The organism is Streptomyces sp. NPDC059564, assembly GCF_042735575.1.
In the GTDB taxonomy this organism is placed as follows: Bacteria; Actinomycetota; Actinomycetes; order Streptomycetales; family Streptomycetaceae; genus Streptomyces.
This window is the reverse complement of sequence record NZ_JBHWBP010000237.1, coordinates 1-12,230: the sequence shown is the minus strand read 5'-3', so window position 1 is coordinate 12,230 and position 12,230 is coordinate 1. Positions and strand designations below refer to the sequence as shown.

At 74.0% G+C, this 12,230-nt stretch carries 11 protein-coding genes; 5 read left to right on the top strand and 6 right to left on the bottom strand.

Annotated elements, in window-relative coordinates:
* Positions 1-2: 2 nt before the first annotated feature.
* From ACFV0Q_RS29460 to ACFV0Q_RS29445, 4 genes are all read right to left on the bottom strand, one after another.
* Positions 3-1,115 (bottom strand): hypothetical protein, encoded by a 1,113-nt coding sequence (locus ACFV0Q_RS29460; protein ID WP_385009405.1) that lies wholly within the window; start codon positions 1,113-1,115, stop codon positions 3-5.
* Positions 1,112-1,981 carry an SAM-dependent methyltransferase gene (locus ACFV0Q_RS29455; RefSeq protein ID WP_385009404.1) on the bottom strand — a complete coding sequence of 290 codons (870 nt, stop codon included), beginning with the start codon at positions 1,979-1,981 and terminating at the stop codon, positions 1,112-1,114. Before ACFV0Q_RS29455 ends, ACFV0Q_RS29460 begins: the two co-directional genes overlap by 4 nt.
* Positions 1,982-2,167: 186 nt before the next feature.
* Positions 2,168-3,007: a dienelactone hydrolase family protein gene (locus tag ACFV0Q_RS29450; RefSeq protein WP_385009403.1), complete on the bottom strand. Its 840-nt coding sequence runs from the start codon at positions 3,005-3,007 to the stop codon at positions 2,168-2,170.
* An 86-nt stretch (positions 3,008-3,093) separates the two neighbouring features.
* Entirely contained in the window at positions 3,094-4,194 is a 1,101-nt protein-coding gene (locus ACFV0Q_RS29445) for a winged helix DNA-binding domain-containing protein (RefSeq protein ID WP_385009402.1), read from the bottom strand.
* Positions 4,195-4,355: 161 nt separating this feature from the next.
* Between ACFV0Q_RS29445 and ACFV0Q_RS29440 the strand changes: the two genes are divergently transcribed.
* Complete coding sequence (locus ACFV0Q_RS29440) at positions 4,356-5,351, top strand: helix-turn-helix transcriptional regulator (RefSeq protein ID WP_385009401.1); 996 nt, start codon at positions 4,356-4,358, stop codon at positions 5,349-5,351.
* A 7-nt stretch (positions 5,352-5,358) separates the two neighbouring features.
* Here the strand turns inward: ACFV0Q_RS29440 and ACFV0Q_RS29435 are convergent, their stop codons facing one another.
* Positions 5,359-6,294 (bottom strand): D-alanyl-D-alanine carboxypeptidase family protein, encoded by a 936-nt coding sequence (locus ACFV0Q_RS29435; protein ID WP_385009400.1) that lies wholly within the window; start codon positions 6,292-6,294, stop codon positions 5,359-5,361.
* Between the two features lie 330 nt (positions 6,295-6,624).
* Between ACFV0Q_RS29435 and ACFV0Q_RS29430 the strand changes: the two genes are divergently transcribed.
* From ACFV0Q_RS29430 to ACFV0Q_RS29420, 3 genes are all read left to right on the top strand, one after another.
* Positions 6,625-8,025, top strand: a complete 1,401-nt coding sequence (locus ACFV0Q_RS29430) for an MFS transporter (protein WP_385009399.1) — start codon at positions 6,625-6,627, stop codon at positions 8,023-8,025.
* 79 nt (positions 8,026-8,104) lie between these two features.
* Positions 8,105-8,827: a response regulator transcription factor gene (locus ACFV0Q_RS29425; protein WP_385009398.1), complete on the top strand. Its 723-nt coding sequence runs from the start codon at positions 8,105-8,107 to the stop codon at positions 8,825-8,827.
* Positions 8,824-10,203 carry an ATP-binding protein gene (locus tag ACFV0Q_RS29420; RefSeq protein WP_385009397.1) on the top strand — a complete coding sequence of 460 codons (1,380 nt, stop codon included), beginning with the start codon at positions 8,824-8,826 and terminating at the stop codon, positions 10,201-10,203. The genes ACFV0Q_RS29425 and ACFV0Q_RS29420 overlap by 4 nt, the downstream gene beginning before the upstream one ends.
* A gap of 25 nt (positions 10,204-10,228) precedes the next feature.
* On the opposite strand, the gene ACFV0Q_RS29415 is transcribed toward ACFV0Q_RS29420, so the two are convergent.
* A complete protein-coding gene (locus ACFV0Q_RS29415; protein ID WP_385009396.1) occupies positions 10,229-11,197 on the bottom strand; it encodes a TAXI family TRAP transporter solute-binding subunit in 969 nt (322 codons plus the stop codon).
* Between the two features lie 125 nt (positions 11,198-11,322).
* Here ACFV0Q_RS29415 and ACFV0Q_RS29410 point away from each other — a divergent pair.
* A partial coding sequence (locus ACFV0Q_RS29410; RefSeq protein WP_385009395.1) for a DUF5996 family protein occupies positions 11,323-12,230 on the top strand: 908 nt, incomplete at its 3' end.

Genomic DNA, 12,230 nt, shown 5'->3' with positions numbered 1-12,230 from the left:
GTTCAGGCCCCGGCCTGCCGCCACCACCGGGCGAGAGCGGGCAGCGCCGGGGCCCGCGTCGAGGGATCGCTCGGCGTGTCGGCGTACCGGATGCCGAACCGTGCCTCCGGGACGGGCAGGGCGTGACGGTTGCGCGGGCTCGCGTACCGCGGGGCCCGGCTCTGCCAGGCGATGGAGCCCGCGACGTACTGGCCCAACGCCTCCAGGTGCCGGGCCAGTGGGGAGTCCGCCCCGTCCGCCAGCCGGGTGCGGAGTCTGAGGAACAGGCTCATCACCCGGTCGCGCAGGGCCACCGCCAGGGGCACGGCCTCGGCGGGCGAGCAGCGCTCCTGGTGGGCGATGACGTTGACGAGGTTCACCTCCCACGGCTCCAGATCGTCGTCCTTGTCGTAGGAGAACAGGTCGTTGTCCGCGCTGACGACGAAGCCCGCCGCATCGGTCAGCGCCTGGAGGGCGGGGGAGTAGAGGACGTCCGCGGGCAGCCGGATCCCGCGCGCGACGTCGGACCAGGTGAGCGAGAAGCGGGTGCCGTTGGCCAGCGACCCCATGGCGGCGAAGTCGTTCAGCCCCGGCATGCCCCCGGCCTCCGCCCGGGCCGCCTGCCAGGCGGCCCCGAGCAGCCAGTCCCGGGTCCCCTCGATGAATCTGCGCAGTTCGAAGGGGGTCAGGAGGGCGTGCGTACGGTGCACCAGGTCGGCCAGCGCCCGGGTCACGGGGCCGTCGGGCAGTACGGCCGCGTGCGGGTCCTCGATGGTGCGCAGCAGCCGTACGCCGTGTTCCGCGACGGCGGCCGTGCGGACCTCGCCCGCGCCCGAGTCCTGCCAGTCGTCGACGGCGTTGGCCCAGTAGTTCCACTCGATGAACAGCAGGAGCGCCTCCGCGTCCCCTTCGGGGACGATGCGGCAGGAGAAGTCGGCGCTGTGGGTGGCGAGCCCCCACGCCCGCTCGACGGGATCGGGGTACAGGCCGAAGGCGTCCAGCCATGCGACGGCCCGGGTTTCCAGCTCCTTCGCGTCGGGATGGACGAGGTCGCGTTCCAGCGGGCAGTAGAAGGCGGGCAGTTGCCCACCGAGCCGCGAGGGGCGGGGGGCCGGGGGTGGCGCCGTCGCGGTCATCGGCCGCCGCCCGTCCGGAAGAGCAGCAGCCGCGTCTCCACGGCGTGGTCGCGCCAGAGCCGGAACAGCTTGCTGTGCGCGACCGTTGACTCGCCGAGCCGCTGGCGGCTCCAGGCCGCGGGCGCGCCGCCCGCCCGCAGCCGGTCGAGTTCGGCGGTGTTCCAGGCCATGGACTGCATCCAGAACTCCGCCACCGCGTCGGTCACGTCCTCGTCCCGTTCCAGCGCGAATCCGGCCGCCCCGGCCGCCTCCAGGTACTCCTCGCGCGTGCCCAGCCGCGTCCGGTAGTAGCCGTCGATGAACTCGCCCCACTCGGGGCGGCACACGAAGTGCTCCTGGATCCCGAACCATCCGCCCGGCTTCAGCGCCTTGGCGACGACCTCGAACAGCCGGTGGCGGTCGGTGTACCCGCTGCTCTCGTTGGCGTAGGCGGCGTCGTACGCGTGGGTGTCGTCCAGCTCGTGTACGTCGCCCAGTACGGGGCTGACGCGCGGGCCGACCCCCGCCTGCCGTGCGAAGTGTCCGATGAGCGGGACGTGTTCGGCGGCGACGGTGAGGCCGGTGACCGAGGCGCCGTGGGCCTGCGCCCAGTACAGGGAGGTGCCGCCCAGGCCGCAGCCGATGTCGAGGACCCGGCGGGGTGGCTTCTCGTACGCGCCCCAGGAACGGGCCGCGTGTTCGACTATCAACTCCTGGGAGGCGACGAGGCGTTGCTTGAGCTCGCCCAGGGAGACGGTGGCGGGTGGACGGTACCCGTCGGGGAACAGCCCCACGTGGAAGTGCACGCGCGGGCCCAGGCCGTACTTGTGCAGGATCTCCTGCGTCTTGCGGCGGTAGTAGAGCCGCACTTCCGCGTCGTCGCTCATGCCCTGACCACTGCCTAAGGACGATACGTACGGTGTAACGCTCATGTGGTGTCCGCCCCTTCATGGCGTAGGGCTGCCGGTGCGCGCGCCGCCACTGCTCCCGGGCGCACGCTCCGGCACTCTTTTGAGGCACCGATCATCGTGGCACTTCACCGGCGCCGCGTCAGCCCCCACGGACGGGACGGATCAGGAGGTTCTGCCCGGCCCTTCCGTGAGCAGCCGGGTGCGGAACAGGTCGAGCACCGCCTCCAGCGCCTGCCGGGTGGGCTGTCCCGGCTCGTCGACGAGGTGCTCCGTCAGGACGGAGTGCGGGGGCATCACGCTCTCGGGGTTCGCCGCCTCGTCCTCCAGTTCGACGGCGACGAACGCGTCTCCGAGCTCGCGCCGGAGGTAGCGGAACCGGTCCCCGGGGACCAGCCGGTCGCCGCGGAACCGCAGCCCCATGACCTGGAGCCCGTCCCGCTCGCAGCGGCGCCGGACGACCGCCAGCTCACCGGGGCTGATGTCGATCCCGCCCGCACGGCTCGCCGTACAGGGCAGCGGCAGTGACGGCTGGGACAGGACGGGGGCGAGGAGGCGCTCGTCGGTGGCCATGGCCAGCGCGAATCCGCCGGTCAGGCACATGCCGACGGCGCCGACCCCCGGACCGCCACAGCGTTCGTGCTCGGCGGCGGCCAGGGCGCGCAGCCACCCCACGACGCGCGAGCTCCGGCCGGTGGCCAGCAGGGTGAACTCCCGGCTCACGCAGACCTCCCACATCGCCGACGCCAGGGTCCGCCCGGCGCTCACCCAGCCCTGGGTGGCGGGATCGGGGTCCCGCCCGGGCGTGCCGAACAGCACCGGGAGCACGGCCGTACACCCGGACTCGGCCACGCGTTCGGCGAACGCCAGGACCTTGGGGGTGATGCCCGGGATCTCCGCCATGATGATCACCGCGGGGCCGGTGCCGCGCCGCAACAGCCGCCGGCTCACCCCGTCGTGGGTGAACGTCTCCCGCGTGAAGCCGGTCAATCCGTGGTCCGCCACCGGCGCACTCCCCTCGTCGATTCCCTGCGTACGGGATCAAGTTACCGAGAGGTAGAGCCCGTTGGTCAACCGCGCACCCGACGGGCTCACGGAGGGGACGGGGCCACCCGTACGCGGGTGCTCTCCCCGTCGGAGAGGAAGGAGGCCAGGTCCCGGCCCTGCTCGGACACGGCCGTGCGCTCGGCCCGGGAGAAACGGCGCAGCGGGGTGACGGCGACGGTGGCGGCCTCGACGTGCCACGTCGCGCCGACCCGGCCGTCGACCAGGACGACACGCTCGCCCGCCACCGACAGCCCGCGGTGGGTGTCGTCGATGATCCGGCCGCGGTCCTGGTAGCCGAGGACCGCGTTGTCGAACGCCGGCAGGAAGCGCACCGGCGCGGGCGTGTCGGGGTCCGGGCGCGGTGCGCCGGGGAGGTCCAGCAGCTCCCGGCCCCGTACGTCGCGGAAGGCGACCAGCTCCTCGCGCAGCGCGGCCACCGCCGCCGGGAGCCCCGCGAGGCCGCACCAGGCGCGCAGGTCGGCCGAGGCGGCCGGGCCGTAGGCGGCCAGGTAGCGGCGTACGAGGGCCTCCCCGACCGGGTCGGAGCCGTCGGGGGCGGGAGGGTCGGCCTCCCGCCCCAGCCAGGCGGAGAGCGGCAGGTTGCGCACCGGCGCCTTCGTGCGCCACAGCCCGCGCGGCGGCAGCTGCGCCACCGGGACGAGGGCCGCGACCAGCATTTCGCCCAGCGCCCGGGGCCCCGGCGCCGGCCAGCGACCGGCGACCGCCCGGGCGAGCTCGCTCATCGAGCGGGCCTCACCGTCGGCCAGCACCGCCCGGCCCGCCGCCGCCAGCTCCTCCAGGTCCACCCCGTCCAGCTCCCGGCGGTGGACCCCGAGCACCCGCTGCCGCAGCATGGCGTCGTGGCGGGACCGCCAGGCCAGCGCGTCCTCGGCCGTGACCAGGTGGACGGTGCGCCGCATCAGGTGGGTCCGTACGACGCTCCGCCCGGTCAGCAGCCCCGACAGCTCCGCCGGGTCGAAGCCGCGCAGCCGCGACCAGAGCCCGACGAACGGTTCCTGCGGTTCCTGAGCCTGGAGACCGCCCAGGTGCGCGACGGCGTCCAGCGCGGGCAGGTCGGCGCGGTCGAGCAGCAGCTGCCGGGCCAGCGTCGCGCGGCCCAGCGCCCGGGGGCCGAGAACGGTCATGGGGCCACGCCCCCGACGCCGACGCGGTCGTCCTGATCGGTCTTCACGGTGATGCCGTCCCCTTCGCTGCTCCGCACACGTCGTGACGGGATCCGTCACCCGGCCACACTCGCAGGAGCAGCGGTCAGGACGTGTCCGCTTCTCGCGGCACCATGGGCGACATGCAGAAGACCTCCGCGCGACTTCTGTCGCTGCTCTCCCTCCTCCAGGCGCGCCGGGACTGGCCCGGCGCGCTCCTCGCCGCCCGGCTCGACGTCAGCGCGCGCACGGTACGCCGTGACGTCGAGCGCCTGCGCGAGCTCGGCTACCCCATCGCGGCCGTCAAGGGCCCCGACGGGGGATACCGGCTCGACGCGGGTACGGAGCTGCCCCCGCTGCTGTTCGACGACGAGCAGGCCGTCGCCCTCGCCGTCGCGCTCCAGACCGCCACCACCAGTGGCGCCGGCATCGAGGAGGCGGCGGCCCGCGCGCTGAACACCGTCCGGCAGGTCATGCCCGCCCGGCTGCGCCGCCGGATCGACACCTTCCGGGTCACCGCCCTGGAGCGGCCAGCGCCCCGGCCGGGCCCGCAGGTCGACAGCGCCGTGCTCGTGGCGCTCAGCGCCGCCATCCACGCCCGCGAGGTGCTCCGCTTCGACTACCCGGGCTCCACCCCGCCGGCCACCGACGCCGAGAGGACCGCGCCCCCGCCGCGCCGCGTGGAGCCGCACCACCTCGTCACCTGGGCCGGGCGCTGGTACCTCGTCGCCTGGGACCTCGACCGCGAGGACTGGCGCATCTTCCGGGCCGACCGGATCACCCCGCGCACCCCCACCGGCCCCCGCTTCCCTCCGCGCGACCTGCCCGTGGCGGACGTGGCCACCTTCGTGGCCGGCCGGTTCCGCGGCTCCGACGGCGCCGGGCGCTGGCCCTGCCAGGGGGAGGTGATCCTCCGCCTCCCCGCCGACGTCGTCGTCCGCTACACCCGCGAGGGGATCGTCGAGGCACTCGGCCCGGACCGCTGCCGGCTCGTCCTCGGCTCGTGGTCCTGGCCCGGGCTGGCCGCGGCCATCGGCGGGTACGACGCCGACATCGAAGTCATCGGCCCGCCCGAACTGCGGGAGGCCTTCGCGCACCTGGCCCGCCGCTATGCCGACGCGGCGGGCCAGGAGGCGTGAGGGCAGGTCAGTCGCGGACGTCCGGGACCGGGTCGGTGCTGCCGCGCTGGAGCGCGGTCTTGGAGCCGGCGGCCGGGCCGAGGGCCCAGTCGGACAGCGCCATCGAGTCCACGTAGCGCTCCTCGTCGTTGAGGAGCACACCGATGATCGTCTTGCCGTTGCGGGTCACGGAGAAGACGAGGCACTTGCCCGCCGCCGTGCCGGTGCCGGTCTTGACGCCGATCGCACCCGGGAACCCATACCCGGTGGGACGCGGCTGGACCAGCAGGTTGGTGTTGCTCCACGTCGCGAGCGCGGAGGTGCCGCCGGAGCTGTACGAGGTGGTCCTCACGACCGCCTGGAACAGGGTGTTGGTCATCGCGTACCGGGTGAGTTTCGCGAGGTCGCGCGGGGTGGTGAGGTTGTTGCCGGTCGGCGAGATGCCGTCGAAGGTGTCGTACACGGTGTTGGTCATGCCCAGCGCCTTCGCCTTGGCGTTCATCTTCGCGATGAAGTCCGCCTTGCGGGCCGCGATGGTCGTGCCCGAGCCGAAGGTGTCCGCGAGCGCGTACGCCGCGTCGCAGCCGGAGGGCAGCATCATCGCGTACAGCAGCTGACGGACCGTCGGGGTGGCGCCCGCCTTCAGCTGGGCCGAGCTCGCGCCCTCCCGGTAGACGTAGTCCAGGTACTCCTGCTTGACGGTGACCTTCCGGCCGAGGTCGAGGCCGGGCAGGGTGGTCACCACCGTGGCCGTCATTATCTTCGTGGTGCTCGCCATCTGGCGTCGGGTGTCGGGGTTCTTGGAGGAGAGGGTGGCCCCGGTGCCGCCGTCCATCACGAACGAGCCGGCGGCGGTGACCGGCGGCGAGGCGGCGGCGTGGGCCGGCACGGACACGGTCAGCAGTGCTCCGGCCACGACGGTGACGGCGAGCGCCGCACGGGTGCGCCGGATCAGATGTGTCATCAACTTCGGTCCCCCAGTTCGCTGGAGAGTCGGAAGGGTGCGGAGAAGCCTGGGTCCGCTCGGTCTCGCCGCCCCTGGCGGAGATTATGCGGCCGCCGGCCGCCCTCCGTGCCCGCCGCGACGACGGTTCCGGAGCGTGGCCCGTTCGGGTGCGCCGATCGGCGGTGGCCGAGGTCAGGTCGAGGCCGCCTCCCGCGCGGCTTCCTTAGCGGGACGTTAGATCTGCGGGGCGGAGCTTGTCCGCTCGTGAAGGCGGCCCCATGCTCTGGGGAACTCCCCCTCGCCGGGGTACTCCTCCCCTCCCACCAGGGACTTCCCTCTGGAGCCGCCATGCCCGACAACGCCGTCGCGGCGAAATCCACGCCCGCCGACGAACGCAGGAAGCGACGCACCGCCCTCATCGGCGGATCGCTCGGCAACCTGGTCGAGTGGTACGACTGGTTCGTCTACGCCAGCTTCGCGATCTACTTCGCCGACTCCTTCTTCCCCGGGGACAACCCGACCACGCAGCTGATGAACACGGCCGGCATCTTCGCGGTCGGCTTCCTCATGCGCCCCGTCGGCGGGTGGATCCTCGGACGGGCCGCCGACCGGCACGGACGCAAGAGCGCGCTCACGCTCACCGTCACCATGATGTCCGTCGCCGCCCTGCTGATCGCCGTCGCCCCGACCTACGGCCAGGCCGGGTACTTCGGCGCCCTGGTCCTGCTGCTCGCCCGCCTGCTCCAGGGGCTGAGCATCGGCGGCGAGTACGCGGCCAGCGCCACCTACCTCACCGAGGCCTCGGCCCCCGGCCGGCGCGGACTGGGCTCGTCCTTCCAGTACGTGTCCATGACCTGCGGCCAGCTGCTCGGCCTCGGCATCCTCATCACCCTGCAACACACCCTCACCACCGCCCAGTTGGAGAGCTGGGGCTGGCGGATCCCGTTCGTCTTCGGGGCGCTCTTCGCGGGAGTGGTGTTCTGGCTGAGGCGCCGGCTCCAGGAGACCGACGCGTTCACGCAGGAGCTCTCGGCGGACGGCGGCCACGCAGGCGTCCACGACGACAGCAGGCGCGGCACCCTCAAGGCCCTGTGGCAGCACCGGCGGCAGGCCGGGCTGGTCATGGCGCTCACCCTCGGCGGTACCGTCGCCTACTACACGTACACCACGTACCTCACCAAGTACCTGGTCGGCAGCGCGGGCATGGCGAAGACGACCGCCACCCTCGTCAGCTTCACCGCTCTGATCCTCTTCGCCGTGCTCCAGCCCTTCGCCGGAATGCTGTCCGACCGGATCGGCCGCCGCCCCCTGCTGATCACCTTCGCGGTGGGCTGCACGGTCGGCACCTACCCGATCATGACCGCCCTCGGCTCGGCGTCCTCGTACTGGTCCGCGCTCGGGCTCTCGCTGCTGGCCCTGGTGATCGTCACCGGCTACACCTCGATCAACGCGGCCGTCAAGGCGGAGCTGTTCCCGACCCGCGTGCGGGCCCTGGGCGTGGCACTGCCGTACGCGATCGCCAACGCGCTCTTCGGCGGGACCGCCGAGTACGTGGCGCTGTGGTTCAAGAACGGCGGCCACGAGAAGATGTTCTTCTGGTACGTCTCCGGCTGCGCGCTCATCTCCCTCGTCACCTACGTCCTGATGCCGGACACCCGCGACGCGACCCTCAGCCCGGCCGAGGCGGAGGCCGGCCACGCCGAGGACCCGGAGCCGCGGGCCGCGGCCGGCGCCGAAGCCGCGCGCTGACGGCCCCGGTGACCCGGGACGGCGGCCCCCGTAAGCTGCTGTCCCCGGTCACGGGTCACGGCACACGAGGGAACCGCCCATGCACGCGCTGCTCGTCGAGGACGACGACCGGATGGCCCAGGCCCTCGGCACCGCCCTCGCCCGGCGCGGTCACACCGTCCGCCGGGTGGGCCGGGCCCTGGACGCGCTGCGCCACGTACGCGAAGCCGAGTTCGTGCTGCTCGACCTGGGCCTGCCCGACCTGGACGGTCTCGAACTGCTCCGGCGGCTGCGCACCGTCTGCGACGCGCCGCTGATCGTGGTGACCGCCCGCTGCGAGGAGCGCGACATCGTCCAGGGGCTGCGGGCCGGGGCCGACGACTACGTCGTCAAGCCCTTCCGCATGGCCGAGCTGATGGCCCGCATCGACACCGTGCGCCGCCGCACGGACCGGCACTCCGGCCGCCACCCGGACACCGGCACCGCACACCCCGGCGGCGGCCGGCCCGTACGCACCGGGGACGTGGAGGTCGATCCGGCCGCCCGTACCGTCACCGTGGCGGGCAGCGAAGTCAGGCTGACCCGCCGCGAGTTCGACGTACTCGCCTTCCTGGCCGCCCGCCCCGACGAGGTCCACTCCCGCGAGGAGATCCTGGACCGGATCTGGGGCGACGCCTTCCTCGCCGCCTCCCGCTCCCTGGACGTCCACGTGGCGGGCATCCGGTCCAAGACCGGCCGCCCCGAAGTGGTGCGCACCGTAAGGGGGTTCGGCTACCAACTGGGCCCGCCGCCCGCACGCCACGAGCGGGACGGCGAGTCGTGAGACGCAGGCTCCTCGCCGTACTGATGGTGCTCATGGGGACCGCGGCGCTGCTGCTCTGCGCCCCGCTGGCGGACGCCTACGCGCGGGGACGGACCGAGCACCTGCTCCTGCAACGCCGCTCGGACGCCGTACGGTTCGCCGACCTCGCCGACCGGATCCGAACCCACGCCGACCGGGCGGAACTGGACGCCGAGATCGGCCGGTACGCCCAGCTGTACGGAGCGGGCGTCGTCGTGGTCGACACGGCCGGCGCGACCATCGCCCGGGCCGGGGCGGAGCCCTTCCGCACCGGCTCCCCGGCGCAGGAGGCCACCCGCCGCGCCCTCACCGGCCGCTCCACCGACCGGCTGCCCACCCTGCGCCCCTGGGGCCCGCGGACCGTCGTGCTCGCCGAACCGGTGGGCCGGGACGAACGGGTCAGCGGGGCCGTCCTGTTGACCGTGCCCACCACCGCCGCCCGCCGGGACGTGACGGTCCGCTGGTCGCTCATCGCCGCCGGGGCCCTCGCCGCCTTCGCCGCGGCGGCCCTGGTCGCGACGGGCATCACGCGCTGGCTGATGCGCCCGGTCCTCGACCTCGACCGGGCCGTCGGGGGACTGACCGCCGGGAGCCTGCGCACACGGGCCGTCTCCGACACCGGCCCGCCCGAACTGCGGCGTCTGCGGCAGCGGTTCAACACGATGGCGGAGGCCATGACCGACTCCATCGGCCGCCAGCGCGACTTCGTCGCCGACGCCTCCCACCAACTGCGCAACCCGCTGGCCACCCTGGTGCTCCAACTGGAGAACATCGAGCCGTACGTGGCCCCCGGCCCCGGCAGGGACGACCACTCCCGGGCCCTCGACGAGGCGGAACGCCTGGAGGAGCTCCTCGACGGCCTGCTCGCCCTGGCACGGGTGGAGTCCGGCACGGCCGATCCCGTCGAGCAGGACGTGGCCCGCGCCGTACGGGAACGGGTGGCGGCCTGGACGCCGGTCTTCCGCGCCGCGGGCCTCGTACTCACCCTCACCGGCCCGCACCCCGGGGACCTGCGGGCCCGCGCCCTGCCCGACGCGGCGGCCCGGATCCTGGACTCGCTCCTCGACAACGCCGTCAAGTTCGTCCCCCGGGACGGCCGCGTCGAGGTCCACGCGGAGCGCGGCGCGGACGGCCGGACCGTCGTACGGGTCACCGACGACGGCCCGGGCGTGGCCGAGGAACAACTCCCTTTGCTGCTACGGAGGTTCGCCCGCTGCCCCGAGCACCAGAACGTACCCGGCAGCGGACTGGGACTGGCCATCGCCGACGAGATCGCCCGCCTCAGCGGCGGCAGCCTCGGCGTCCGGGGCAACACGCCGCGCGGCCTCGTCGTCGAGCTCCGGCTCCCGGCCCGGTGAAGGCCCCGCACCTGCCCCTGACCGCTCAGCCGTAGACCGACCGGTAGTACGCGACCGCCCCCGGGTGCAGCGGCAGGCTCCCGGTGGAGATGGCGAACCGGGGCTCCAGCCGCGCCCCCGCCGTCACGTCCCGCAGCAGGTCCCGCCACCGGTCGAACACCACCGTGAGCAGCTCGCGCACGGAGTCGACGGGTACGCCGTCACGGGCCAGGAGGTAGTTGCCGACGCCGATGGTGCCCACCGGCTCCGTCAGCCCGTACGCCGCCGCCGGAAGCGTGACCGCCGTGTACACGGGGCCGAAGGCCTCCCGTAGCGCGCCCACGTAGCCGTCCAGCGCGAGGAACCGCAACGGCACCTCGCGCGCCGCCCCCGCCAGCGCCGCCGTGGGCACGCCCCCGGACCAGAACAGCGCGTCGACCGACCCCTCGCGCAGCGCCGTCACCGACGCGCCCAGGCCCAGCGGCCACTCCCGTACCGCCGTGGGTCCCGGGCCCAGCCCGGCCGCGCGCAGCACCCGGCCCGCCACCACCCGTACCCCCGACCCGGCAGCGCCCGCCGCCACCGGACGCCCCGAGAGGTCCGCCACCGACCGCACCGGCCCGTCGGCCGGTACGAGCAGGTGCGTGTAGTTCACGTAGGTCCGGGCCAGCGCCGTCACCGCCACCGGCGAGGCGAACGGCTCGCGCCCCAGCACCGCGTCCTCGGCGACGTCCGCCATGGCCAGCGCCAGCTCGACGGTGCCGTCGGCGAGCTTCCGCAGATTGTCCACGCTCGCCGAGGTGCTCACCGGAACGATCTCCAGCCGGGCACCGCTCGCCGCGACGGCCCGCGCGAGGGCCTTGCCGAAGGCGTTGTACGGACCGCCCTCCGGCCCCGTCGCGAGGCGCAGCCGCCGCGGCGGCCCGGCGGCCGCCGCACACCCGGTCAGCGCCGCGACGCCCGCCCCGAGCCAGGCGGCGGTCACCCGCCGACGGCTCACCTCTGCCCTGGTCACGGAGGAAGCGTAGCGAGCCCCCGCCGCGGCCCGGCGACGTGCCGTGCGCGCGGACCGAGGTCATCATGGAGGGGCCCGGACGGCGAGCGCACGGCAACGGCACGCCGCGTACGAGAGGGGCCGTGATGGAGCTGTTCCCACCGGTACCGCTGGCCGAATGGCGGGACACCAAGGAGACGCTGCACCGGTTCGCCCAGGTCATCGGCAAGATCCGGCTCGCTGCGAGCGTCCGCCGCAACCACTGGTGGAACGTCCCCTTCCACCTCACCGGCCGGGGGATCACCACCCGTCCGACGGGGCTGGCCGACGGTGGTCCGGTCTTCACCGTCGACTTCGACTTCGTCGACCACCGGCTGGTCGTCACGACCCTCGACGGCAGGACGGACTCCTTCCCGCTCGTCGGGCAGTCCGTCGCCACCTTCCACGACCGGGTCTTCGCCGCGCTGGACGCCCTGGACGTCCCGGTGGAGATCCCCGTGCCCCGGCCGTACGACCTGCCCGACACCGCGCGGCCCTTCGCCGAGGACACCGAACACGCCGTCTACGACCCCGCGCACGCCCACCGCTACTGGCAGGTCCTCAGTCAAGTGGCCCTGCTGCTGGAGGAGTTCGCCGCCGGCTTCTCGGGGAAGGCCAGCCCGGTGCACGTCTTCTGGCACACCTTCGACATCGCCCACACCCGGTTCTCCGGGCGCGCGGTCGATCCGCCGCCCACCGCCGACCCCGTCACCCGGGAGGCCTACTCGCGGGAGGTCATCAGCTTCGGGTTCTGGTTCGGGGACGACACCTTCGCCGAGCCCGCGTTCTACTCCTACACCGCGCCCGAGCCCGCCGCCCTGGCGCAGGAGCCGCTCACCCCGGCGGCGGCGCGCTGGGTGGAGCGGGGCGGGAGCCACCTCGCCGTGCTCCCGTACGAGGCGGTCCGCGCCGAGAGCGACCCCCGGGCCGCCGTACTCGCCTTCTACGAGGGCGCGTACCGGGCCGGAGCCCTCCGTGCCGGCTGGGACACCGCCGCGTTCGCCTGCCCGGGCGG